22 protein-coding genes and 1 other RNA gene are annotated in these 23,654 nt (G+C 65.9%); 18 read left to right on the top strand and 5 right to left on the bottom strand.

Annotated features, from left to right (window positions below; translation table 11 throughout):
• The first annotated feature begins 125 nt into the window (after positions 1-125).
• The 7 genes from prfB to ssrA all read left to right on the top strand — a co-directional run bounded on the left by prfB (position 126) and on the right by ssrA (position 5,401).
• Entirely contained in the window at positions 126-1,235 is a 1,110-nt protein-coding gene (gene prfB / locus G6N57_RS26930; RefSeq protein ID WP_036439811.1) for a peptide chain release factor 2, read from the top strand.
• The gene (locus G6N57_RS26925; RefSeq protein ID WP_036439808.1) at positions 1,222-2,205 is read left to right on the top strand and encodes a mechanosensitive ion channel family protein; all 984 of its coding nucleotides are present in this window, start codon (positions 1,222-1,224) and stop codon (positions 2,203-2,205) included. The genes prfB and G6N57_RS26925 overlap by 14 nt, the downstream gene beginning before the upstream one ends.
• A complete protein-coding gene (locus G6N57_RS26920) occupies positions 2,202-2,729 on the top strand; it encodes an Rv3103c family proline-rich protein (RefSeq protein WP_077743680.1) in 528 nt (175 codons plus the stop codon). The genes G6N57_RS26925 and G6N57_RS26920 overlap by 4 nt, the downstream gene beginning before the upstream one ends.
• 45 nt (positions 2,730-2,774) lie before the next feature.
• A complete protein-coding gene (gene ftsE, locus G6N57_RS26915) occupies positions 2,775-3,464 on the top strand; it encodes a cell division ATP-binding protein FtsE (RefSeq protein WP_064896558.1) in 690 nt (229 codons plus the stop codon).
• Entirely contained in the window at positions 3,465-4,361 is an 897-nt protein-coding gene (ftsX, locus tag G6N57_RS26910; protein WP_036439804.1) for a permease-like cell division protein FtsX, read from the top strand. It begins immediately after the preceding gene.
• Between the two features lie 10 nt (positions 4,362-4,371).
• Positions 4,372-4,863 carry an SsrA-binding protein SmpB gene (smpB, locus tag G6N57_RS26905; RefSeq protein WP_036439802.1) on the top strand — a complete coding sequence of 164 codons (492 nt, stop codon included), beginning with the start codon at positions 4,372-4,374 and terminating at the stop codon, positions 4,861-4,863.
• A 169-nt stretch (positions 4,864-5,032) separates the two neighbouring features.
• Positions 5,033-5,401, top strand: a transfer-messenger RNA (tmRNA) gene (gene ssrA, locus G6N57_RS26900).
• A gap of 53 nt (positions 5,402-5,454) precedes the next feature.
• Here the strand turns inward: ssrA and G6N57_RS26895 are convergent.
• Entirely contained in the window at positions 5,455-5,802 is a 348-nt protein-coding gene (locus tag G6N57_RS26895) for a hypothetical protein (RefSeq protein WP_077743681.1), read from the bottom strand.
• A 92-nt stretch (positions 5,803-5,894) separates the two neighbouring features.
• On the opposite strand from G6N57_RS26895, the gene G6N57_RS26890 reads away from it, so the two are divergent.
• Positions 5,895-6,857, top strand: a complete 963-nt coding sequence (locus G6N57_RS26890; protein ID WP_077743682.1) for a cutinase family protein — start codon at positions 5,895-5,897, stop codon at positions 6,855-6,857.
• A gap of 13 nt (positions 6,858-6,870) precedes the next feature.
• On the opposite strand, the gene G6N57_RS26885 is transcribed toward G6N57_RS26890, so the two are convergent.
• Positions 6,871-8,094, bottom strand: a complete 1,224-nt coding sequence (locus tag G6N57_RS26885; RefSeq protein WP_077743683.1) for a sensor histidine kinase — start codon at positions 8,092-8,094, stop codon at positions 6,871-6,873.
• 142 nt (positions 8,095-8,236) lie between these two features.
• Between G6N57_RS26885 and G6N57_RS26880 the strand changes: the two genes are divergently transcribed.
• The 4 genes from G6N57_RS26880 (at position 8,237) to G6N57_RS26865 (ending at position 14,273) form a co-directional block, all read left to right on the top strand.
• A complete protein-coding gene (locus G6N57_RS26880) occupies positions 8,237-8,965 on the top strand; it encodes a YwaF family protein (RefSeq protein ID WP_077743684.1) in 729 nt (242 codons plus the stop codon).
• 137 nt (positions 8,966-9,102) lie between these two features.
• The gene (locus G6N57_RS26875; protein ID WP_077743685.1) at positions 9,103-11,961 is read left to right on the top strand and encodes an MMPL/RND family transporter; all 2,859 of its coding nucleotides are present in this window, start codon (positions 9,103-9,105) and stop codon (positions 11,959-11,961) included.
• A gap of 114 nt (positions 11,962-12,075) precedes the next feature.
• On the top strand, positions 12,076-12,348 hold the full coding sequence (locus tag G6N57_RS26870) for a hypothetical protein (RefSeq protein WP_133118321.1): 273 nt from the start codon (positions 12,076-12,078) through the stop codon (positions 12,346-12,348).
• 518 nt (positions 12,349-12,866) lie between these two features.
• On the top strand, positions 12,867-14,273 hold the full coding sequence (locus G6N57_RS26865) for a glycoside hydrolase family 183 protein (RefSeq protein WP_097925991.1): 1,407 nt from the start codon (positions 12,867-12,869) through the stop codon (positions 14,271-14,273).
• On the opposite strand, the gene G6N57_RS26860 is transcribed toward G6N57_RS26865, so the two are convergent.
• Together G6N57_RS26860 and G6N57_RS26855 are read right to left on the bottom strand one after the other, a co-directional pair.
• Positions 14,245-14,907, bottom strand: coding sequence for a TetR/AcrR family transcriptional regulator (locus G6N57_RS26860; RefSeq protein WP_077743688.1), 663 nt, complete (start codon positions 14,905-14,907; stop codon positions 14,245-14,247). The genes G6N57_RS26865 and G6N57_RS26860 overlap by 29 nt on opposite strands.
• Entirely contained in the window at positions 14,904-16,241 is a 1,338-nt protein-coding gene (locus tag G6N57_RS26855) for an aromatic ring-hydroxylating oxygenase subunit alpha (RefSeq protein WP_077743689.1), read from the bottom strand. The genes G6N57_RS26860 and G6N57_RS26855 overlap by 4 nt, the downstream gene beginning before the upstream one ends.
• Positions 16,242-16,340: 99 nt before the next feature.
• On the opposite strand from G6N57_RS26855, the gene G6N57_RS26850 reads away from it, so the two are divergent.
• Positions 16,341-18,101, top strand: coding sequence for an N-acyl-D-amino-acid deacylase family protein (locus G6N57_RS26850; RefSeq protein ID WP_077743690.1), 1,761 nt, complete (start codon positions 16,341-16,343; stop codon positions 18,099-18,101).
• An 18-nt stretch (positions 18,102-18,119) separates the two neighbouring features.
• Positions 18,120-19,133 (top strand): alpha/beta fold hydrolase, encoded by a 1,014-nt coding sequence (locus G6N57_RS26845; protein ID WP_077743691.1) that lies wholly within the window; start codon positions 18,120-18,122, stop codon positions 19,131-19,133.
• Here G6N57_RS26845 and G6N57_RS26840 read toward each other — a convergent pair.
• Positions 19,078-19,695, bottom strand: coding sequence for a TetR/AcrR family transcriptional regulator (locus G6N57_RS26840; protein WP_077743891.1), 618 nt, complete (start codon positions 19,693-19,695; stop codon positions 19,078-19,080). The two genes, G6N57_RS26845 and G6N57_RS26840, sit on opposite strands and share 56 nt — an antisense overlap.
• Before the next feature lie 131 nt (positions 19,696-19,826).
• Between G6N57_RS26840 and G6N57_RS26835 the strand changes: the two genes are divergently transcribed.
• From G6N57_RS26835 to G6N57_RS26820, 4 genes are all read left to right on the top strand, one after another.
• The gene (locus G6N57_RS26835; RefSeq protein WP_077743692.1) at positions 19,827-20,777 is read left to right on the top strand and encodes a metal-dependent hydrolase; all 951 of its coding nucleotides are present in this window, start codon (positions 19,827-19,829) and stop codon (positions 20,775-20,777) included.
• Positions 20,770-21,936, top strand: a complete 1,167-nt coding sequence (locus G6N57_RS26830; protein ID WP_077743693.1) for a hypothetical protein — start codon at positions 20,770-20,772, stop codon at positions 21,934-21,936. The genes G6N57_RS26835 and G6N57_RS26830 overlap by 8 nt, the downstream gene beginning before the upstream one ends.
• A gap of 62 nt (positions 21,937-21,998) precedes the next feature.
• Positions 21,999-23,030 carry an LmeA family phospholipid-binding protein gene (locus G6N57_RS26825; RefSeq protein WP_077743694.1) on the top strand — a complete coding sequence of 344 codons (1,032 nt, stop codon included), beginning with the start codon at positions 21,999-22,001 and terminating at the stop codon, positions 23,028-23,030.
• The gene (locus tag G6N57_RS26820; protein WP_077743695.1) at positions 23,030-23,587 is read left to right on the top strand and encodes a chorismate mutase; all 558 of its coding nucleotides are present in this window, start codon (positions 23,030-23,032) and stop codon (positions 23,585-23,587) included. The genes G6N57_RS26825 and G6N57_RS26820 overlap by 1 nt, the downstream gene beginning before the upstream one ends.
• The last annotated feature ends 67 nt before the right edge of the window (positions 23,588-23,654 follow it).

The following is a 23,654-nucleotide window of genomic DNA, read 5'->3' as shown; positions in this document are numbered from 1 at the left end:
AGTCGTCACAGACCCGTACCGAGGCTGTCGGGCCGGGTACCAACCGACTTTAAACACAGATCGTCGGTGCTGCCGCGAGTCGGAGAGAACTGCCGCCGAAATGCCGCCGGGTACCCTGAACATTCGTGGATCCAGACCGCCAAGCCGCCGTAGCCGCACTCGACACCACCCTGACGACCGTGGAGCGGGTGCTCGACATCGATGGCCTGCGCCAGCGGATCGACATGCTCGAGCAGCAGGCCTCCGATCCGAACCTCTGGGACGACCAGTCACGGGCCCAGAAGGTCACCAGTGAGCTCTCGCACGCGCAGAGTGAACTGCGCCGGGTGCAGGAGCTGCGTCAGCGTGTCGATGACCTGCCGGTGCTGTTCGAACTCGCGGCCGAAGAAGGCGGGGAAGACGAACTCGCCGAGGCCGATGCCGAACTCGTCAAGCTTCGCGAGGAGATCGAGACCCTCGAGGTCCGCACCCTGCTCTCGGGTGAGTACGACGAGCGCGAGGCCGTCGTGACGATCCGCTCCGGCGCCGGTGGCGTCGACGCCGCGGACTGGGCCGAGATGCTGATGCGGATGTACATCCGGTGGGCCGAGAAGCATGACTACCCGGTCGAGGTGTTCGACACGTCCTACGCCGAGGAAGCCGGGATCAAGAGCGCGACGTTCGCGGTGCACGCCCCGTTCGCCTACGGCACCCTCTCGGTCGAGCAGGGCACGCATCGGCTGGTGCGCATCAGCCCCTTCGACAACCAGAGCCGCCGTCAGACGTCGTTCGCCGATGTCGAGGTGCTGCCCGTGGTGGAAACCACCGACCACATCGAGATCCCGGAAGGGGATCTGCGCGTCGACGTGTACCGCTCCAGCGGTCCGGGCGGGCAGTCGGTGAACACCACCGACTCCGCGGTCCGGCTCACCCACATCCCCACCGGGATCGTGGTGACCTGTCAGAACGAGAAGTCGCAGCTGCAGAACAAGGTCGCGGCGATGCGGGTGCTGCAGGCCCGGCTCCTGGAACGCAAGCGTCTGGAGGAGCGCGCCGAGATGGATGCGCTCAAGGGAGACGGAGGCAGCTCGTGGGGCAACCAGATGCGGTCCTACGTGCTGCATCCCTATCAGATGGTCAAGGACCTGCGCACCGAGTACGAGGTCGGCAACCCGGCCACGGTGCTGGACGGGGACATCGACGGATTCCTGGAAGCGGGGATCAGATGGCGCAACAGAAAAGATGACGACGACTAATACGGTGCTCGCCCTTCAACTCGCCGACCGCTGGCACTCGTTCTGGCACGGCGAGATCGGCGTCTGGATCCTGACCACGGGTCTTCGGATCGCCCTGCTGCTCATCGGCGGCCTGCTCGCGGCCCGGTTCATCAACTGGGCTGCACAGCGCGTCGTGCGGCGGATCGACGCCGAGTATCAGGAAAGCGATGCGCTGGTCCGCTCGGAGAGTGCCAAGCACCGGCAGGCCGTCGCCTCGGTGATCTCGTGGGTGTCGGTGGCGGTCCTGTTCATCATCGTGCTCGTCGAGGTCACCGATGCCCTCCAGGTGCCGGTCGCCTCCCTGGTCGCCCCGGCCGCAGTGCTCGGTGCCGCGCTGGGTTTCGGTGCGCAGCGCATCGTGCAGGACCTGCTCGCCGGCTTCTTCATCATCACCGAGAAGCAGTACGGCTTCGGTGACCTGGTGCGGCTGACGATCGCCGCCGCCAACGAGGCCGAGGGCACCGTCGAGGACGTCACGCTGCGGGTCACCAAGCTGCGGTCATCCGAAGGTGAGATGTACACCGTGCCCAACGGGCAGATCGTCAAGGCGCTGAACCTGTCCAAGGACTGGGCGCGGGCCGTCGTCGACATCCCCGTCCCGGTCAGCGCCGACCTCAACGTGGTCAACGACGTGCTCAACGACGTCGCAGAGAAGGCGGCCGAGGACGGCGAGCTGTCCAAGCTGCTGCTCGACAAGCCGCAGCTGATGGGTGTCGAGAGCATCGGACTGGACACCGTGAACCTCCGGATGGTCGCGCGCACGCTGCCGGGCAAACAGTTCGACGTGGGCCGACGGCTGCGTGTGCGGGTGGTGCGGGCGCTGCGCCGGGCCGGCGTGGTGACGTCGTCCGACGCGTCGATCGCCGCGGCAGGCGACGTCATTCACCCCGCTGCGGTCGCAGAGACGGTCGCGGCACCCCCGGCCCCGGCTCAGGAGCCGAAGAAGTGAAACTCGACTTCACCCGGGTGACCGAGACGGTCGAAAGGCTGTGGCACAGCCGTGTCGGTCGGCTTCGCACGTCGACCGTCGTGCTGATCATCGTGTTCATCGCGCTGTCGTGGGTGCAGCAGGAGTACGCGCCCAAACAGGCGACGCCGCAGTCACCCGACAGTCAGGTGGTGCCGCCCGGCTTCGTGCCCGATCCCGAGTACACCTGGGTGCCGCGCACGAAGCTGCAAGCTCCCCGCACGACGACGCCGACGGAGACTCCGGAGACCACCGAAACCACGGTCCCGACGACCACGACGCCGACCGAGACTCCGGAGACCACCGAGACCACCACGCCGGGTGCGCCGACGAGCCCGACGACCACGCCGCCGCCGGGGGCTCCGCGGACGACGGTGATCGATCCGGACGGTCCGGGACTGCTCCCGCCTTTCACGTTGCCGGTGTTCCCGGGGCCGGCCCCGAGCCCCGCCGTCGAGCAGCCGCAACCGGGTCAGGAGTCGGTGGCACCGACATTGCCGCGATAGCCTGACCAGCCGGATGCTGTCGCCCCGCTACACTGGCGTGCCGTGATGATCACCCTCGACCACGTGACGAAGCACTACAAGTCTTCGGCGCGCCCAGCGCTCGACGACGTCTCGTTGAAAATCGACAAGGGTGAGTTCGTCTTCCTGATCGGCCCGTCGGGTTCGGGCAAGTCGACGTTCATGCGGCTGCTGCTGGCGGCCGAGACGCCCACCTCCGGCGACATCCGGGTCTCCAAGTTTCACGTCAACAAGCTGGCCGGCCGGCACGTCCCGAGCCTGCGACAGGTCATCGGCTGCGTGTTCCAGGACTTCCGCCTGCTTCAGCAGAAGACCGTGTTCGAGAACGTGGCATTCGCGCTCGAGGTGATCGGCAAGCGCGGCGAGGTGATCAACCGCGTGGTCCCGGACGTGCTGGAGATGGTCGGCCTGTCCGGCAAGGCCAACCGCTTGCCGAGCGAACTGTCCGGTGGTGAGCAGCAGCGCGTCGCCATCGCGCGGGCCTTCGTCAACCGCCCGCTGGTCCTGATCGCCGACGAGCCCACCGGAAACTTGGATCCGGAGACCAGCAAGGACATCATGGATCTGCTGGAACGGATCAACCGCACCGGCACCACGGTGCTGATGGCCACCCACGACCATCACATCGTCGACTCCATGCGTCAGCGGGTCGTCGAACTCGAACTCGGCCGGCTGATCCGTGATGAGCAGCGCGGCGTCTACGGAATGGATCGCTAAGTGCGCTTCGGCTTTCTTGTCAATGAAGTTCTGACCGGGCTTCGTCGCAACGTCACGATGACGGTGGCGATGATCCTGACCACCGCAATCTCGATCGGGTTGTTCGGTGGCGGTCTGCTGGTGGTGCGACTGGCCGACCAGTCCCGCGACATCTATCTGGACCGCGTCGAGAGCCAGGTGTTCCTCACCGACGACATCTCGGCCAACGACCCCAACTGCGACGAAGAAGCGTGCAAAACGCTGTACCGGATGATCGACGACCGCGACGACGTGCGTTCGCTGAGCTTCCTCAATCGCGAGCAGGCCTACGACGACGCGATCAAGAAGTTCCCGCAGTACAAGGATGTCGCGGGCAAGGACGCGTTCCCGGCGTCGTTCATCGTCAAGCTCAACGACCCCGAGCAGCACGAGGCGTTCGACAAGGCCATGCAGGGCCAGCCCGGCGTGCTCAACGTGCTCAACCAGAAGGACCTGATCGACCGCTTGTTCGCGGTGCTCGACGGGCTCAGCAGCGTCGCGTTCGCGGTGGCGCTGGTGCAGGCGATCGGCGCGGTGTTGCTGATCGCCAACATGGTTCAGGTGGCCGCGTACACGCGGCGCACCGAGATCGGCATCATGCGCCTGGTCGGTGCGACCCGTTGGTACACCCAGTTGCCGTTCCTCGTCGAGGCGATGATCGCGGCGCTGATCGGTGTGGTGATCGCCATCGTCGGGCTGATCGTGGTCCGGGCCGTGTTCCTGGAGAAGGCGCTCGACCAGTTTTATCAGTCGAATTTGATTGCCCGGGTCGACTACGCTGACGTGCTCTACTTCAGCGCACCGTGGATGCTGTTCCTCGGCCTGGCGATGTCCGGCATAACCGCGTATGTGACGCTGCGGCTCTACATACGAAGGTAGTCGTGAACTAGTGGCGACCAAGAAGTCCAGCCCCGCCGGCAATAAGCAGATTGTGGCCAGCAATCGCAAGGCGCGGCACAACTACATGATTCTCGATACCTATGAGGCGGGTATCGCGCTGATGGGCACCGAGGTCAAGAGCCTGCGCGAAGGCCAGGCCTCACTGGCCGACGCGTTCGCCACCGTCGACGACGGTGAGATCTGGCTGCGCAACGTGCACATCGCCGAGTACCACCATGGCACCTGGACCAACCACGCGCCGCGGCGCAACCGCAAGCTGCTGTTGCACCGCAGGGAGATCGACAACCTGATCGGCAAGATCCGCGACGGCAACCTGACGCTGGTGCCGCTGTCGATGTACTTCTCCGACGGCAAGGTGAAGGTCGAACTGGCGCTGGCCCGCGGTAAGCAGGCCCACGACAAGCGCCAGGACCTGGCCAAGCGTGACGCCGATCGCGAGATCACCCGCGAGTTGGGTCGCCGAGCCAAGGGCATGTCCTGAAGCACCGCGAGCGTGCGTGTCTGCTGGCCGACACTCCGTGCCGAGCCAGCATTCCACGCACCCTCGGCGCCTCCGAGCGACACGAAAGTGCCGCGGAATAATGGCTTGGCGCTCGCGGTTGGTGTTCGCGTAACATGGATTGTCCTGCCGAAAGTCGGCAGGGATGCGAGGGGCTGATCGGTTTCGACTTCGCGCATCGAATCAAGGGAAGCGTGCCGGTGCAGGCAAGAGACCACCGTAAGCGTCGTTGCAACCAATTAAGCGCCGATTCCAATCAGCGCGACTACGCACTCGCTGCCTAAGCGACTGCGTGTCTGTCAGACCGGGAGCGCCCTCGGCCCGGACCCTGGCATCAGCTAGAGGGACCCACCCACGGGTTCGGTCGCGGGACCCGTGGGGACATCAAACAGCGACTGGGATCGTCATCTCGGCTTGTTCGCGTGACTGAGAGATCCGAGTAGAGGCACAGCGAACTGCGCACGGAGAAGCCTCGAGGACATGCCGTAGGACCCGGGTTCAATTCCCGGCAGCTCCACGAGTAAAGGCCCAGGTCAGAGTAAATCTCAGACCTGGGCCTTTATCGTTGCGTCCCTAGATCACGCAGTGTGACGGGTCTGCCCCGGGAAGCGGGAAGAAGCCGATGCACTCCGGCGGATTGGGCGGCGGCGGGGTAGGCGGAATGTCCAGCGGCATCGGGTGGAAGATCCCGGTACCCAAGTCGATCCAGCCGTACTGGCCGCCCTGTCCGCTGTACTCGTAGCAGGACGACCAGTCGAAGTCGGGCCACGGCGCCGCAGCCGGCCTGGGATCCCCCGGGCACCAGGTCGGCCGGGCCTGCGCGGTGCCCGCCAGCGCCAAACTCGCCAGGCCTGAGCCGGACATCAAGACGGCCGTCATCAACCCAACGGTTCCTCGTTTCAGGATGTCGGTGCTGTTCATGCTCACATCTTCTGGCGCGCGGCCAGCTGTGTATGGAGTAGCGGACTACCCCATGTTTCGGCGGAAGTCAGGGATAGGGGTTAGGTTGAGGCATGTTCTCCAGCCGCAAACACAGCCCTCGGAGGGGCAGTGCGCGGTCAGGTGGTCGCTGGGTCGGGCTTGGCGCTGCTGCACTTCTCACCTCAGGTTTCCCGCTCGTCGCCCTCGCCGCACCGCCGGTGGCGGCCGCCGACGACTGCGCCGATGCGGAGCTCGTCTTCGCGCGCGGTACCGACGAACCGGCGGGTATGGGCCGGGTCGGCGATGCCCTCGCCGACGCGCTGCGCAAGCAGACCCCCGGCATGAACCTCAAGACCTACGGGGTCAACTACAAGGCCAGCAAGCTGCAGCTGCACGGCGGCGACGGCGCCAAAGACGCGATTTCCCACATCAAGTCCACTCTGTCGTCCTGCCCCGACACCCAGATCGTGCTCGGCGGCTATTCGCAGGGTGCGAGCGTGATCAACATCGTGGTCGGTAACCCGGTGGGTGGTATCAAATGGGGCGATTCGCTACCGCCGGAGTTGGCCGACAACGTCAAGGCGATCACCACCTTCGGCGACGTGGCCACCCGCACCAAGCAATCGATAGCAGCCCAGAGCGCACTGTTCGGTGCCAAGGCGATCGACCTCTGTAACCCCATGGATCCGATCTGTCACGAGGGCCAGGGCAACGAATGGAGTGGACACACCGAGGGCTACGTCCCCGTGTACACCACCCAGGCAGCGACCTTCATCGCCGCCAGGTTGCTGACCGGGTCCGGCCAATCGGTGCCAGGGTATGGCCCGGCGCTGCCGGATTACGGTCAGCTGCCTGAGTTCGGCCCGCTGCAGGGGTCCGGCTCAGTGCCGACGTACGGACCGTTGCCGGGTAATGGGCAGACGCCGAGCTACAACCCAGACAACTCTGTGCACGGTCCCTCGCCGGCATACAGCCCCGACACACCGGGTTACGGGCAGCCAGGTCCGTCGACCCCTGCGCCCACCACGCCGTCGGCACCGATCGGCTGGGTCTGAGCGGTCGACCGGCTCACACAGACGGTAGGGAGATCGCGATCTCGGTGCCGCGCGCATCGTGAACGTCGAGCACGCCACCGAGGGCCAATACCTTGGCGCGTATCGACGCGAAGCCGATGTGGCCGGTCTCGACGCTCACCGCGAGGCGTTCCCGTTGGATCCCCACGCCGTCATCGGCGACGCACAGCGTGGCGCGCCCGTCGGAGCGCTGCAGCGTGAATGTCAGGTTCTCGGCCTTGGCGTGCTTGATCGCATTTGTCGAGAACTCCCGTGCCGCACTGTAGAGCAGGTGATCGGCGTCGGTTCGCACATCATCGGGCCAGTTCCGGCAGTCCACGTGGACGGCAAGGTTGGTACGCGCCGCGATGCCCTCGGCCAGTGCGGTGATGGCGGCCCTGAGGCCCGCTCGCGCAAGCACTTCGGGGTGCAGTTCGCGGACCACGTCGCGCAACAGCCGGGAGCACTCGCCGAGCGCCAGGTCGACGCGGTCCATCGATTCGGCGGATCCTTCTCGCACCTCTTCCATCTCGCGGCGCGAAGCCAGGACATACTGCAGCGCTCCGTCGTGCAGTCTTTCGGACAGGGTTTGTCTTTCGCGCTTTTCGAGGGTGACGATCTCTTCGAGCAGCTGGCTGCGTTCCTGGGCCAACCGGGCGATGGTCTGCTCCTTCGACTGCTGGATCCACGACAGCGTGACCGAGCCCGCAGCCAGCCCGAACAGCACTCCCGTCGTGGTGAGAATCGAACCCCACGGCTCGTCGCCGTTGGCGGCCTGGTTCACCCAGAGCACGATGACGTATGCGGCGACGGTGGGGACGGCGATCACCGCACTGACGAACGGATCGAGCTGAGCCGCTGCGATCAGGGGGATCAGAAACAGTCCGTAATGGAGCACATCGGAGGTCCAGGTATTCGGTGAGCTGAGACCCGATTCCACCGAAAGTATCGACACCACAGCGACATCCGCGCACAGCATCAGTAGCGCGACCCAACGCCGGGTCTCGATCCCGGCATGATCGGACCGGCGCAGCGCCCAGAAACCCCAGCATGCGATCGCGGCTATGTAGCCCATCCAGACCAGTGCGTAGGGCCAGCGGTAGGTCTCGGGCGGTTGCAGGAACAAGGCGAAGAATATGAACGCCACCAACAGAACCCGCAGCGCGAGTTGCAGCAGCAACCCGCGAAACGCTGCGCCCTGGGCATACTGCCCCAAAGCCGTTGCCGCGCGCCTGACCATCTTCGACTCCCGCCAACCGCAAGGTTGGCAGGAGTATAGGGCGATTCGATCACGTCCTGAGGCAGGTTAACGAAGTTTCCGCACCCGGTCTGCGATCATGGAAAACAGGTCCCTGCGTGTGACGAGACGGGGAGTTGATCGAATGTTCTCTGCGCAGCGCGAGTTTTCGGCGTATGGCCCCTCGCATCTGATCGTGCTGGCGGTGTTCGCAACGGGCGCCGTGCTTCTGGTGATGATCGGCCGTCGGCAGTCCGAGGCGCAGGCCCGCATCCTGAGCCGGGTCCTCGCGGGACTCCTGGTCGCGGCATTCCTCGTGGCCCTGGTCTACAAGCTGGTCGACCCCACCATCGACACCTCGGTACCGCTGCAGTTGTGTGACCTCGCGGAGCTGGCGGCGGCGTATGCCTTGTGGTCGCAACGGCATTGGGCCTTCGTGCTGACCTACTACTGGGGCCTCGTGCTGAGCTCGCAGGCGTTGATCACCCCGGATATCGGTACGGCCAAGGACGGCGCTCCCGACTTTCCCCACCATCTGTTCGTCACGTTCTTCACGCTGCACGTGCTCGTCGTGCTGGCGGCCATCTACCTGACGTGGGGGAGAGGGATGCGGCCGCGGTGGCGCGACTACCGCTTCGCCGTCATCGCGACCCTGGCCTGGGTGGCGTTCACCTTCACCTTCAACGTGGTCGCGGGTACCAATTACGGCTACCTCAACAGAAAGCCTCCCACCGCGTCCGTGCTGGACGTGCTGGGTCCGTGGCCGGTGTACCTACTGGCCGAGGTCGTGATCGTCCTCATCGTGTGGGCGCTGATGACCTGGCCGTGGGAGCGGGCGAGGCAACGCGCGACGACGGCCGCGTCTCAGCTGTGAAATTGCTGTCAGTTGACGGGCAAAGTGATTATTGACACCGACACTTTGACGGGCTAGGTATATTACGCGCGTTTGCGAATGTGTATCGCTTGCGACCTGTCCCACCGGCGACAGTGGCCTGATCGAAGGGGCGGGTTGTGCAGACCAAGGCACCACATACACGCATAGCCCGGACGATCCGGGCGCTGGCGGTACCCATCGTGCTCGGCTGGGTCCTGCTGACCATCCTGACCAACGTGCTGGTCCCGCCGCTTGAGAAGGTCGGCGAGGAGAACACCGTCGGGCTGAGCGCCAAAGATGCGCCGGCGATGATCGCCATGCGCAAGATCGGTGCCAACTTCCAGGAGTTCGACTCCGACAGCAACGCCATGGTGGTGCTGGAAGGGGAGCAGCCCCTCGGCGACGACGCCCACCATTACTACGACGGCATCGTCGACCAGCTCGAAGCCGACACCGCCCACGTGCAGCACGTTGCCGACTTCTGGGGCGACCCACTGACCGCCTCGGGGGCACAGAGCAACGACGGCAAGTCCGCTTACGTTCAGGTCTATCTGCGCGGCAACCAGGGCGAAACGCTGGCCAACGATTCGGTGGCCGCGGTCCGGGAGATCATCAACCAGTCGTCGCCTCCGGCCGGGATCAAGGTGTACGTGACGGGCGGGGCTCCGCTGGTGTCGGATCAGCACCATGCCGGCGACAAGAGCGTCGCCCGCGTCACCGCCATCACGCTCGTCGTGATCGCGGTGATGTTGCTGATCGTCTACCGGTCGATCGCCACCATGATCCTGGTGCTCGTCATGGTGTTCATGGAGCTCGGCGCGGCCCGCGGCATCGTGGCGTTCCTGGCCCACACCGGGGTGATCGGGTTGTCGACGTTCGCGGTCAACCTGCTGACGTTGATGGTCATCGCGGCAGGCACCGACTATGCGATCTTCGCGATCGGTCGCTATCAGGAGGCGCGTGGTGCCGGCGAAGACCGGGAAGCCGCGTACTACACGATGTTCCGTGGAACCGCGCACGTGGTTCTCGGTTCCGGGATGACGATCGCCGGCGCCATGCTGTGTCTCAGCTTCACGCGCCTGCCGTACTTCCAGACCATGGGTGTGCCGTGTGCTGTCGGTACGTTCGTCGCGGTCATCGCCGCGCTGACGATGGGCCCGGCGGTCATCGTGATCGGCAGCCGGTTCGGACGTTTCGAGCCCAAACGTAGTATCCGGTCACGGGGCTGGCGCCGTGTCGGCATCGCGGTGGTGCGGTGGCCCGGGCCGATCCTGGCCGCCACCCTGGGGCTGGCGCTCATCGGTCTGCTCACCCTGCCGGGGTACAAGACCAATTACGACGCGCGCAAGTACCTGCCCCCGGATCTGGCGGCGAATGTCGGATATGCCGCTGCCGAAAGGCATTTCAGCGCCGCACGGATGAACCCCGAACTGCTGATGATCGAGACCGATCACGACCTGCGGAACCCGGCGGACTTCCTGATCATCGACAAGATCGCCAAGGGGATCGTCCGGGTGCCGGGCATCTCCCGGGTCCAGGCGATCACCCGCCCCAACGGCCGACCGATCGAGCACACCAGTATCCCGTTCCTGCTGAGCCGGCAGGGCACGACCAACACGATGAACCGGAAGTACCAGCAGGACCGGATGGCCGACATGCTGGTACAGGCCGACGAGATGCAGAAGAGTATCGACACTCTGGAGGAGACGGCGCGGCTGACTCAGGAGATGGCCGACACCACGCACTCGATGGTGACCAAGATGAAGGCGATGACGATCGACATCGCCGAATTGCGGGACAACATATCGGATTTCGACGACTGGCTGCGCCCCATCCGCAACTACTTCTACTGGGAGCCGCACTGCGCCGACATCCCGGTGTGCTGGTCGATCCGGTCGATTTTCGACACCCTTGACGGCGTCGACACCATGACCGACGACATTCAGAAGCTCCTGCCCGACATGGAGCGGCTCGACACGCTGATGCCGCAGTTGGTCGCGCTGATGCCCCAGCAGATCGAGTCCATGAAAACCATGAAGACGATGATGCTGACGCAGCGGTCCACGCAGGCCGGTCAGCAGGATCAGATGGCCGCCATGCAGGAGAATTCGACGGCGATGGGCAAGGCCTTCGACGAGGCCCGCAATGACGACACGTTCTATCTTCCGCCGGAAGCCTTCGACAACAAGGACTTCAAGCGTGGCATGAAGAACTTCATCTCGCCCGACGGTAAGTCGGTGCGGTTCATCATCAGCCACGAGGGAGATCCCGCAACGCCGGAGGGCGTCAACCATGTGGAGCCGATCAAGCTGGCGGCGAAGGAAGCGCTCAAGGGCACGCCGCTGGAGGGCTCGAGGATCTATCTGGCCGGCACCGCGGCCACCTACAAGGACATGAAAGACGGGTCGTTCTACGATCTGCTGATCGCCGGAATCGCCGCGGTATCACTGATTTTCATCATCATGCTGCTCATCACCCGGAGCGCGGTGGCCGCGGCGGTGATCGTCGGCACGGTGCTGTTGTCCCTCGGCGCCTCATTCGGATTGTCCGTGCTCGTCTGGCAGCACCTGCTCGGGCTGGAACTGCACTGGATGGTGCTGGCGATGTCGGTCATCCTGCTGCTGGCGGTCGGCTCCGACTACAACCTGCTGCTGGTGTCCCGCTTCAAGGAGGAACTGTCGGGCGGCCTGAAGACCGGCATCATCAGGGCAATGGCGGGAACCGGCTCAGTGGTGACCTCGGCGGGCCTGGTGTTCGCCTTCACCATGGCGTCGTTCGCGTTCAGTGATCTCAAGGTGATGGCACAGGTGGGCACCACCATCGCGCTCGGCCTGCTGTTCGACACCCTTATCGTGAGGTCGTTCATGACCCCGGCGATCGCGGCGTTGATGGGCCGGTGGTTCTGGTGGCCGCAGGTCGTCCAGTCGGCGGCGTCCAAGCGGCGCCTGGCAGCGCTCCGACGGGAGTCCACATACAAAGCCTCTCCACAGCTCTGACTTAATAAGCAGGCCTAATCTAATTGGTGGAAGCCGGAAAGATCTGCTTCCGCTGACTCTGGACCGACGGGGCGATCCACAGTCTGGGTTCTGCAAGTCAGAGGGGTGTGGAAGATGTTGAAGTCCATCGCCATCAGCGCCGTCGCGGCCGGCGCATTGGGCCTGGCCGCGCTGGGTATCGGCACGGGTGTGGCCAATGCCGCGCCTGCTCCGGTCGCCGGACCGGGAGTGGGTTGGGCGGAGCACCCGGGGTGGGGTTACGGCCCCGGCCCGTGGGTGCCGCCGCCACCGCCGCCGGCCTACGGGGCTGGTTGGGGTTACGGCGGCTACGGACCGCCGTCGATCTGTGCCACCGGGCCGTTCCGGTTGGTCCAGGTCTGCAGCTGACCCGCAAACGAAACTGCCCATGTGCGGGCCGGAAACCCTCGCACATGGGCAGTTTCGTCTGAATTACTTCTTGTTGCCTCCAGGCCGCGGAGGTGGCGGCGGCTTGGCTTTGGTGGTCGGCTCGAATTTGCCGCCCTTTTTCGGATCGAAGCTTCCTGCCATGGTGATCCCTCTCGTTCGGTTCGATAGTTCCACCACTGCCCACCGTAACCACGCTGGCAAGGATTGGGGTGGCTTCCCATGATGAACAGCCGAAACCGCACTGCGCACAGCGACGCAACCGGCGAGAATCACGCTGAGCGGAACGTTGCCATCCGTCCTCGGATCAACCGCGTGGCTGCCTGCGCCGCAACACGCCGGGTCGGTTGCGACACGGTCACGGGAAGGTACCTATCAGTGCATCGCTGGTCCCATCGGCAACATTGATCACTAACGTCACATCAGCCAAGTGACGTCATGTCGACGTCCCTGCCTTGGGAAGGTGTGACATGTCGCGACGTCCTCGAGGTGCTTCGACGATGGCAGCGGCGGCCGCAATCGGACTTGTCGTTGCCGTCGGTGTGGCGCCCTCGGCATCGGCAGAACCCTGCGAAGGTGCTGCCGCGGCCGCGCAACCCCTCCCGAATCAGGCCTTTCAGATCCCGAAGCCGTCCCGGCTCGCCCCGCTCAACCGCCCGATCGGACACATGCCCGCCGGGGCCAACGACCGTGCTCCGCTGCCCAAGCTCGGCCAGTTGCCGTTGGCGCTCCTGAAGGCGCTGATGCCGAACAGCGGGCAGGTCAGGCAGAAGGCGGCCGTGGTCCCCGCACCTAATCCCGGTGGCGCCCAGCCCGTCCCGAATGTAGCGCAGCCGGCGCCTGCGGCACCCGAACCCGCGCCGGCCCCCGCGGCGGCGCAACCGGCACCGGGGGCGCCTCCCGGCACCTCGATCGTCGGGTGGGTGACCGGCCCGGACAGCCCCAACCAGACCATCAAACGCTTCGCCATCACCGGCACCGACCTCGGGATCATGTGGGACAACGGGGATCCGGTGAACCGCCAGGTGCTGATGGCGTTCGGCGATACCAACGGCTACTGCGGGATCCCCGGTAAGCAGTGGCGGTACAACGCGCTGTTCCGCAGCCAGGACGGTTCGCTGTCGCGGACCATCGCGGTGCCCGACGGTGTGGTGGCCAACAAGTACTCGGGTTCGCCGGTGTGGCGCCAGGGCATTTCGAAGCAGATCATCAACAGCATCGGCCGGGCGCCGGAGGAGACCGGGATCATTCCGACCGCGGGAATCGCGGTCGGGCGCAACCAGTATCTGAATTTCATGTCGATCCGGAACTGGGACAGCCCGGGAGCGTGGTCGACCAACTTCTCGGCGATCGCGATGTCCCCGGACAACGGTGAGAACTGGGGCGTCTACCCGGGGACCATCCGGACACCGGGCGGAGGCAACGAGAACTTCCAGATGGGCGCCTTCCTCAAGCCGGGCCCGGGTGATCCGTACGTGTACACGTTCGGCACCCCGAACGGACGCGGCGGGTCGGCGTACATCGCGAGGGTGTCCCCGGCGTTCATCCCGGACCTCACCAAGTACGAGTACTGGAATGCCGACAACAACGCATGGGTGCCGGGCAATCCGGCGGCGGCGACACCGGTGATCCCCGGCCCGGTGAGCGAGATGTCGGCCCAGTACAACACGTATCTCAAGCAGTACCTGGTGTTGTACGGCAACGGCGCCAACGATGTGGTGATGCGGACCGCGCCCGCGCCGCAGGGTCCGTGGGGACCCGAGCAGCTGATCGCACCCTCGTCACAGATCCCCGGCGGCATCTACGCGCCGTATCTGCACCCGTGGTCGACGGGCAAGGAGCTGTACTACAACCTGTCGCTGTGGTCGGCCTACAACGTCATGTTGATGAAGACCGTGCTGCCCTGAGCCGTCCGTTGGCACGGGCCGGCACAGCCAGCGGCGCCAACATCGCGTCGAGGCCGTACTCGAACACCGCGTCGTAGTCGGTGGGGGACTGCAGGGCTGCGACGAGTGCCTGATCGGGCCAGTCGGCAGTCCACAGCGACGGGTCCTCCTCCTCGTGCGCGGGGCCCCGCACAGCCGAGAAGAGCATCACTGCAGAGGCGGTCACGTGCACCTGCACGGCCCGTAACACCAGGGCGGCGTGGGTCCCGATGACCCCCGCTTCGGCCAGTTCGGCGGCGAGTTTCTGCTGGACCGGCAGGAACAGCCTCGGTGTGCGGTCCCGCTCATGGGCGATGGCCAGCAGATGCTGGCGGCGGATCAGCAGGCCGCGCTGGTTGCGGGCCAGCGAGGCGATCCGATCGACCGGAGTGTCGCCTTCCATGGGCAGTCCGGCCATCTCGGCGACCAGGCGGTCGACCAGGCTGTCGAAGAGCGCGTCACGGCCGCCGATGTGCCAGTAGATCGAGGTGACGGCCACGCCGATCCGCTCGGCGAGCCCGCGCATCGAGAACGCCTCCACCCCATCGGATTCGATGAGGCTCGCGGCCGCGTCGAGGATGACGTCGGCATCGATCGGCTTTGCCTTGGGACTCATCCGCCGGCTTCCGCCTCGCGGATGCGTTCGGCCTCGGGCAGGTCGAGGTAGCGCTCGAGATTGCGGTGCATGTTGATGATTCTCCGCTCCTCGGCGGACAGCACCAGATGGGTGAACCCCGGCTGGTGCAGCCCGCGTTGCAGGCCGTTCAGCACGGCGATGTCCTGGCTCATCACCAGACCGGGATGGGCCTCCTCGGCGTTCAGCCGGACATCGGTCGGGGTGACCCGCGGTGCCTGTGCAGGCATGCGGGTCATCAGCGTCATCACGAGTTGGCCCCGATCGGGATCGGGGCCCGGCAGGGAGGTCATCACCGTCAGGTGGTCGGCGCTGGCCAGCAGGGTCAGGTTGGGAAAGATGTTGTACTGGTGCAGGCACATCACCTGGTCGGTGCTGGCCCAGCCGATGTCGACGCCGCGACCGGCCGCGAATTCCTTGACCTGCGTGGCGATCACGTCGGCCACGGTCTGGCCGGGCGACTGCCGGTCACGGGGGAACGGCGTGCCCTCGGCGATCCCCATCAGGGCGCCCTGCGTGTCGACATAGGCGTCCCACACCTCGTCGTCGCTCAGCGCCCCGGCCAGGCGCGGACTCGGAACCCCGTAGAGGGATTCGGATTTGCCGGTGTGGCCCCAGATCTTCTGGGGCGCGTACACGTCGTCCATACACCGGTGCAGTTCGGGATGCAGGGTCTGGACATGGTAGGTCTCGCTGTAGCCGTCGGCGATGGTCTTCCAGTTGGCGTCGACGTCGATGGTCATCGTTGCGTAGCAACGGAAGTCGCCGAGCCCGCACCAGGCGATGTCGCCGGGGACCGCCTCAAGGTAGTCGGCCAGCGGCATGGCGCCGGGGTCGAGGTTGACGAACACCAACCGTTCCCAGGTGTCGACCTGTACCGCCGCCAGCGGGAACTCCGACATGTGCACCGTGCCGAATCCCTTGCGGTTCGGGATCCGTTTGAGCGCGCCGGCCAGGTCCCAGGTCCAGCCGTGGTAGCCGCACTTCAATTCCCGCAGCGACGAACCGGCGCCCGTGCACAGGGCGTTGCCGCGGTGGCGGCAGGCATTCTGGAAGGCGCGCAGCTCACCGTCATCGCCGCGGACGATGAGAACGGAGTAGGGGCCGCAACGGTATTCGAAGTAGTCGCCCGGCTCGGCCACATGATCGACCGTGCATGCCTGCTGCCACACGCGCGGCCACATGCGTGCCACTTCGAGTTGGGCGAACGACGGTGAGATGTAGCGGACGGCCGGCACCAGGGTGGGGCGTGCCGGCGGGTCGCCGATCGCATCAGCCCGTCGTGGCGTGTCGGTATCGGTCGAGCCGTGGGTCATGGGCCACCTCCCGCTGAGAAGGACAAACTCGCTACGGTCGCAATGTAACGGTGTTACATTGCGACCGTAGCGGCCTCCACGCCTCAAGGGAGCAAAAACGTGTTCGATCTCAAAATCACCGGCGGCACTGTGGTCGACGGGACCGGCGCTGATCGGTTCACCGCAGATGTCGCGATCAAGGACGGAAAGATCGTCGAGGTGCATCGGCGCGGCGCCGACGGCCCGACTCTGGCCGGTGACGCAGCCGAAACCATCGACGCCACAGGCAAGATCGTCGCCCCCGGCTTCGTCGATATTCACACCCACTACGACGGCCAGGTGTCCTGGGACGCAGTGCTCGAACCATCGAGCAACCACGGTGTCACCACCGTGGTGGCGGGCAACTGCGGCGTCGGCTTCGCCCCGGTCCGGCCCGGCCAGGAGGACTGGCTGATCAAGCTCATGGAGGGCGTCGAGGACATCCCCGGCACCGCGCTGACCGAGGGCATCACCTGGGGTTGGGAGACCTTCGGCGAGTACCTGGACGTGATCGGCCGGCGTGAACTGGCCGTCGACATGGGGACCCAGATTGCTCACGGTGCCGTGCGCGCCTATGCGATGGGAGAGCGCGGCGCCCGCAACGAACCCGCGACGCCCGACGACATCAAGGCGATGGCCGAGTTGGTGCAGGAGGCGATCGAAGCTGGTGCGCTTGGTTTTTCGTCCTCCCGTACCCTTGCCCACCGGGCCATGGACGGCGAGCCCGTCCCCGGCACCTTCGCCGCCGAGGACGAGCTGTTCGCCCTGGGCCGGGCCACCGCCGCCGGTGGTGCGGCGGTGTTCGAGCTGGCTCCGCAGGGTGCTGCAGGCGAAGACATCGTCGCCCCCAAGACGGAACTCGAGTGGATGCGCCGCCTCGGCGAGGAGATCGACTGCGCGCTCAGCTTCGCCCTGATCCAGGTCGACGCCGACCCGAACCTGTGGCGGGAGCAGCTCGACCTGTCGGCCGCCGCGCATCAGGCCGGTAGCCGGTTGTTCCCGCAGGTCGCGGCGCGACCGTTCGGCATGCTGCTGGGCTTTCCCGGTCACCACGCCTTCACCCACCGGCCGACCTACCGGCGCCTGCAGGCCGAATGCACCCGCGAGGAGCTGGCCGAGCGGCTCGCGGACCCGAAGGTACGGGCGGCGATCCTGGCCGAGGAAGACCTGCCGATCGACCCGAACAAGCTCTTCGACGGCATGTTCATGCTCGCGCAGAATGCGGCAAACCGGCTGTACCACATCGGGGAACCGCCGGACTACGAACCGACCGACGAGCGCACCGTCGCGGCGATCGCCAAGCAGCGTGGGGTGGACCCCCTGGCGGCGATGTACGACCTGATGCTCGAGGCCAATGGCGGCGCCATGCTGATGTATCCGATGTTCAACTACTCCGACGGCAACCACGATGCGATCCGGGAGATGCTCACTCACCCGGCCGGCGTGCTGGGCCTGTCCGACGGCGGCGCGCACTGCAGCATGATCTGCGACGCCTCCTACCCGACGTTCCTGCTGACGCACTGGGCGCGCGACCGTCACCGCGGCGAGAAGCTGCCGCTGGAGTACGTCATCCGCAAGCAGTCGCACGACACCGCGCAGCTCTACGGGATGTCGGACCGTGGCGTGATCAGCGTGGGTAAGAAGGCCGACGTCAACGTCATCGACCTGGATGCGCTGACCTTGCATGCGCCGCGCATGGCGTATGACCTGCCTGCCGGCGGAAAGCGGTTGGTGCAGGGCGCGAGTGGTTACGACGCGACGATCGTCAGCGGCACGGTGACCCGCCGTCACGGTGTCGACACCGGTGCCCGCCCGGGTCGTCTGGTGCGCGGGACGCGCTGAGCCGTATGGTCTTCCTCCATGGCGGATTTCCGGTATGACCCGCGTCAGCGGCCGGCGCAGCCTCCGGCACCGGCCGCTGACGCGTTCACCATCCACACTGCCGTTGTCGCCGAAGGGGTTTCGCTGGCATTCGTCCGCGAAGGTATCGGCGGAGTGCCCTTGCTGCTGGTGCACGGGTATCCCGAGACCAAGCGGATCTGGTGGCGCAACATCGAGGCCCTGGCTGCGGCGGGCTTCGAGGTCATCGTGCCGGATCTGCGCGGGATGGGGGACAGTTCGGTCCCGCCCGATGATCAGCACGACATCGTCACGTACTCCCGCGACCTGTACGCGTTGGTGCATGACGAGCTGGGTCACGAGTCCTGCCTGATCGCAGCGAGTGACGTCGGGGCGGTTGTGAGTACCGATCTGATCCATCGGTTCCCCGGATTCGTCAGCCGTTTCTGCGTTTTCAACACGGTGCCGCCCATGGCCGTCGACTACTCGGGTATCGGCACCCGACATCCGGCGTCGGTGGGCGGCGCGGCCGACCCCACCGGCGACTACCGCTGGATGCAGGGTGCCTTCCCCGATGAACTCGCCGCGATGCTGCCCACGCCCGAGGCGCGCAGGCAGTGGGTGGCCGCGATGTACACCAATCGGCTGTGGGGTTCGGCATACGCATTCGCCCAGGCCGACGTGGATTTCATGACCGAGCCGTTCGCCGACGAGGCGCGGCTACGGGCCGGCTGGGCGTCGTATCAACTCGCCTACGGTCGCGCGATGTCCGAGATCCCGCTGATGCACGCCGTGGACGTGCCCACGCTGGTGCTCTACGGCCCCGACGATCATGTGGTCGGCGAGGATTTCGTGCCTCGCTGTGAGCGGGCGTTTCTCAACCGCATTGGGCCACTGGTGGTTCCGGGTGCCGGCCATTTTCTGCAATGGGAGCGCGCCGACATCTTCAACCGGTTGATCCCCGCCGTGTTCGGCGACGTCATCGCTTCCCGTCGGCAGGTTGCGCCAGAATCGACCCGCCCAGCCACCGTCTGACAAAGCGGCGCAGCTCTTCTCGGCTCCGGCCCGGGTCGTTGGGTGCGACGAAGAACGACAGCATGGTGCGGAGCGTGAATTCGACGAGTTCGCGCAGGGCGGCTTCGTCGTATCCGTACTTCTCCCAGTCGACATCGAAGCGGGTGATCATCCGCATACCGAAGGCCTGGCCTTCGTCGGAGGCGACGTTGACCGAGCTGGCGGCGGCCTGCGGCCCGGACAGCATGATGCGCAGGTGCGGTACCCGGGCGACCTCTTCCAGGGTGAACATCACGCCTTCGGTCATCGCCTCGGCCGGGTCGGTGATGCCACGCACGCTCGCCGCGAGCCGGTCGAGAAATCCGTCGACCGTGGCGATCGCCGCCGCGTGCATCAGGGATTCGGCGGTGGGGAAGTAGCGGTACACCGTCTGGCGGATGACGCCGAGCGATGCCGCGACGTCGGCGATGCTGATCCCGGTACCCGTTTCGGCGATCAGCTGCACGGCCGCGGCCACGATGCGTTCGGAGGCTTCCTCGTCGCTGCCGGGCGGTCGCCCGTCCCACCCGCGTCTACGCGCCACGGTCCGGGTTCCTGGCCAGCCACATTCCTGCAGGATATCGCCACCCATCGTTGACGGGCCGCATTCGCGTGTAGTAATCATACAACTCAAGCGTTCTTTGTATGATTGCTCGGACAAGCGAGGTGGCACCGATGACGGATCTGATCGTGCGGAAGATGAGGTTCGCGTTCGCGGATCACCGCGTCCCGTTCCTGTGGAACGAGACCAACCCGGCGTTCTCGTCGATGGCGAACGCGGTGTCGTTCCTGGCCATCGCCTTCGAGAAGATGATCGGTCACATGATCACCGAGGCCATGCCGTACATCACCGATCCGGCGGTGGCCGAGGAGGCTCAGGCCTTCGTGCGGCAGGAAGGCCAGCACGCGATGGCCCACCGACAGCACGCCAAGGGTCTGATCAAGACCTACCCGGGCCTCAAAGAGACCCTCGACGAGGTGGTCAAGGCGTTCGACGACCTGACCGCCGAGACCCCGCTGAAGTATCGGTTGGCCTACACCGCCGATCTGGAGGCGACGTTCACCCCGGTGTTCAAGCTGATGCTCGACCATGACGACACGCTTTTCGCTCCGGGCGACGACCGGGTCGCGTCATTGTTCCTGTGGCACTTCGTCGAAGAGGTCGAGCACCGCAGCTCCGCGCTGATCATCTATGACGCGGTGGCCGACGATCCGTGGTACCGCATGCGGGTCGCTCCGTCGATCTTCAAGCACGTGTGGGCGGTGCTCAAGGTGGCCTGTGAGGGCTTCAACAAGCATGTTCCGCTGGAGGAGCGCAAGCTCGACGCGATGTCGATGTTCGGTATGCAGGCGCGGAAAAAGGCTCTGCTGCAGAAGCTTCCGTTCACCAAGACCCCGTACGACGGACCGGTGGAGAACGCGTTCGCGCATCTGCCGGTGCGCGAGATGCTGACCGCTCTCACCGGCGTCGTGCGCAGCCAGGTCCCGGGCCACAACCCGGCCCACGAGAAGCTGCCGGCATTGGCCGACGAGTGGTTCCGGCGGTACGAGGACGGCTACGAGGTCACCCAGTGGTACACCGCGGGTGACGCCGCCGAGGAGAAAGCAGCCACCGCCGATGTCTGATCTGTGTACCCCGACTTTCGCGGGATTGGCTGAACGACTGGGCTTTTCGTGTGACACTGCGGGTGGTCTGATCGAGTTCCGCAACCCGTTCGGGTTGGAGAACTGGACGCTGCCGGTGCTGGAGATCACGGTGATCGCCGGCGCGGTGCTGGCCCTGGTGTACGCGATCGTGCGGCTGCGCAGGCACAACGATCCCACCAACCTGGTGCTGTGGTTCGGCGCCATCGCCTACCTGCTGATCATCGAACCGCCGCTCTATTTCCCCGGGGCGTTCGGGATCGCCGATCACGTCGACACGATGTTCGCGCACAACGTGTTCACCGTCGACTTCCTCTGGGGCAGGCTGCCGCTCTACATCGTCGCCATCTATCCCATGATGGCCACCGTCGCCTACGAGATCGTCCGCATCCTCGGGGTCTTCCGCAGGCGCGGCGTGCTGGTGGGGGCGGTCTGCGTCGGGTTCGTCCACCATGCCTTCTATGAGATCTTCGATCACCTCGGGCCGCAGCTGCGGTGGTGGGAGTGGACGCTGGATCATCCGATGAACCAGCCGTTCTTCGCTTCGGTGCCGTTGCCCAGTGTGGTGGTGTTCGCGGCGCTGTGGCCGATGTCGCTGGCCTTCTGTGTGCAGCTGTTCGTCGGTCGCCATGTCCAGGACGGCAAGGCCTTCACCGGTCTACAGATCGTGGGTCGCACCATCGTGATCGGCGTCCTGGCATCGATCGGCACGGCGATCCTGCCGCTGCCCGCCACCCTCGCCACGTCGATCTCGGGCAGTACGACGGTGGGCGGCATCGTCTACGCGGCCGAACTGGTCGTGCTCACCGTGGTGGCGATTCCCGTGCTGATCAGTCAATGGTCGAGCCTGCGCAAGGACCGCGATCCCGCGGCCGTGCGCTATGCGAACCCGCTGATCCTGCGATATGCCGCGGTGTACCTGGCGGTGATGACGGTCCTGTGGCTGACAGCCCTGCCGGCGTACTTCGGTGCTGTCGACGGTGTCACCGCCGACGGCGATCCCACCGGGAGCCTCGTCTACACCGTGATCTGCCTGGTGATCGCCGGACTGTCGATCGCCGCGGCCGCCACCGCAAATCCCGCTGGCCTGCAACAACAGCCCGAAGCAGTGCCGGCGGGCGCGGCGGACAACCAGGAATGAGGAGCGAACCCACAGGCGCGCCACACTGCTGACGCGCCGGGCGATGGGGCAGAATTGCGGGGGTGCCGACACCGCCGCAACATCCCGGCGACCCCGGCAGGCGTGGCCGGGGCCCCGTGCCGCCGCCTGATCCGGCCACCCGCAGGCTGCCTCGGCCAGGCCGGCAAGAAGCGCCGACCGAGCAGATCCGGGCCCGCCCTCAGCGACCTGACGCCGCGACGGAGAAGTTCAACCCGCCGGAGGCCGCGACCGAGAAGATCATGCGGAACCGTCCGCCGGTGTCTCCTCGGCCGGCCGGACAGCCGCCGCAGAAACCGCCCGCCGCCGGACCCCGCGAGGCGCAGCCCGAGCTGGCGAAGTCGACTTCCCTGTGGCGCAGTCCTCAGGGGATCATCCTGGCCGCAATCATTGTCGTCGCAGTCGTGGTGATCGGCCTGACCGGCGCCGAACTCTATGCCCGGCACAAGGCCGGTTCGGTACTCGTCGCGGTCGCCGAATGCGTCGTGGAGGACAACGCCTCGGTCTCGTTCGGCGTCAATCCGCCGTTCTTGTGGCAGCACATCAACGGGCACTACACCAACATCTCGGTGGAGACCGGAGGTAAGCAGGTACAGGCCGCGAAGGGGATGACCGCGGATGTGGCGTTGTCGGACATCCGCTTGCAGGGCACCGCGGACTCCAAGGGCACCATCGGATCGTTGAGCGCCACACTGAGTTGGACGTCGGCAGGTATCAAGGACACGGTGGCGGAGAATCTGCCCGGCGTCGGTGCACTGGTCACCGATGTCAGTACCGATCCCGCTGCGGGCACCATCACGATGGCGGCGGTAGGGGACACCAAGGTGACGGCGAAACCGGTGGTGAACAACGGCAATCTCGATCTCCAGGTCACCGATGTCAGCGGCCCGTTCGACAAAGGCACTGTGCAGGCCGCCCTCGACGGCCTGACGACCAAGCTCAACGACGCCTACCCGCTGGGCATTCACGCTGACAGCGTCGCGGTGACCGACACCGGGGTGGTGGGCAAGTTCTCCAGCCAGAACGCGTCCATTCCCAACGACGAATCCGACGACGCCTGCTTCGCCAAGCTCTGATGACGAGCCGAATCGCAACGGTCGGTGCCCTCGCACTCGCGGCGCTGTCCCTCGCACCGATCGCCCGAGCAGAGGGGCCCAGCCCGCTGCAACCGCTGGTCGACGCCGCCGCGCAGCGGCTGCAGACCGCGGATCCGGTGGCCGCCAACAAGTTCCGCACCGGAGGGGCGATCGAGGATCCACGCCGTGAACAACAGGTCATCGACGCCACCACCGCTGAGGCCGGCGACCGGAATATCGATCCGGCCTACGTGAGGGACGTTTTCCGGGATCAGATCGACGCGACCGTCGCGGTGGAGTACGGGCTGTTCTCGCAATGGAAGCTCGATCCCACCACGGCTCCGGTGAGAGCTCCCGACCTGGCCGTGTCGAGGACGACCATCGACGGACTCAACCACGCGATGGTGAACGAGATCGTCAGCCAGTGGCCTGCCCTGCACTCACCGGCCTGCCGGACCGACCTGGCGAACGCGGTTGACGAGGTAGCGGCCGCACGCGATCTGGATCCGCTGTATCGGCGGGCGCTGGACCACGCCACCCGGTCGTATTGCCGCTGACCGCGCTGGCGCGTCCAGGAATTGACGTTTCTGTCGACGGTGCGTGGGTACTCCTGGCCGCAGGAGG

Origin of the sequence: Mycolicibacterium boenickei, assembly GCF_010731295.1 — a bacterium.
GTDB lineage: Bacteria > Actinomycetota > Actinomycetes > Mycobacteriales > Mycobacteriaceae > Mycobacterium > Mycobacterium boenickei.
Note: the sequence above shows the minus strand (reverse complement) of the source record. Positions and strands in the feature narration are given on the sequence as shown.

Coding starts and splice junctions, on each gene's coding strand:
- G6N57_RS26885 (WP_077743683.1), bottom strand. CDS start 8,094: ATGGTCAGGCGCGCGGCAACGGCTTTGGGGCAGTATGCCCAGGGCGCA.
- G6N57_RS26855 (WP_077743689.1), bottom strand. CDS start 16,241: ATGACCCACGGCTCGACCGATACCGACACGCCACGACGGGCTGATGCG.
- G6N57_RS26820 (WP_077743695.1), top strand. CDS start 23,030: ATGACGAGCCGAATCGCAACGGTCGGTGCCCTCGCACTCGCGGCGCTG.
- G6N57_RS26890 (WP_077743682.1), top strand. CDS start 5,895: ATGTTCTCCAGCCGCAAACACAGCCCTCGGAGGGGCAGTGCGCGGTCA.
- G6N57_RS26880 (WP_077743684.1), top strand. CDS start 8,237: ATGTTCTCTGCGCAGCGCGAGTTTTCGGCGTATGGCCCCTCGCATCTG.
- G6N57_RS26860 (WP_077743688.1), bottom strand. CDS start 14,907: ATGAGTCCCAAGGCAAAGCCGATCGATGCCGACGTCATCCTCGACGCG.
- G6N57_RS26845 (WP_077743691.1), top strand. CDS start 18,120: ATGGCGGATTTCCGGTATGACCCGCGTCAGCGGCCGGCGCAGCCTCCG.
- ftsE (WP_064896558.1), top strand. CDS start 2,775: ATGATCACCCTCGACCACGTGACGAAGCACTACAAGTCTTCGGCGCGC.
- G6N57_RS26870 (WP_133118321.1), top strand. CDS start 12,076: ATGTTGAAGTCCATCGCCATCAGCGCCGTCGCGGCCGGCGCATTGGGC.
- G6N57_RS26895 (WP_077743681.1), bottom strand. CDS start 5,802: ATGAACAGCACCGACATCCTGAAACGAGGAACCGTTGGGTTGATGACG.
- G6N57_RS26865 (WP_097925991.1), top strand. CDS start 12,867: ATGGCAGCGGCGGCCGCAATCGGACTTGTCGTTGCCGTCGGTGTGGCG.
- G6N57_RS26925 (WP_036439808.1), top strand. CDS start 1,222: ATGACGACGACTAATACGGTGCTCGCCCTTCAACTCGCCGACCGCTGG.
- G6N57_RS26830 (WP_077743693.1), top strand. CDS start 20,770: ATGTCTGATCTGTGTACCCCGACTTTCGCGGGATTGGCTGAACGACTG.
- G6N57_RS26835 (WP_077743692.1), top strand. CDS start 19,827: ATGACGGATCTGATCGTGCGGAAGATGAGGTTCGCGTTCGCGGATCAC.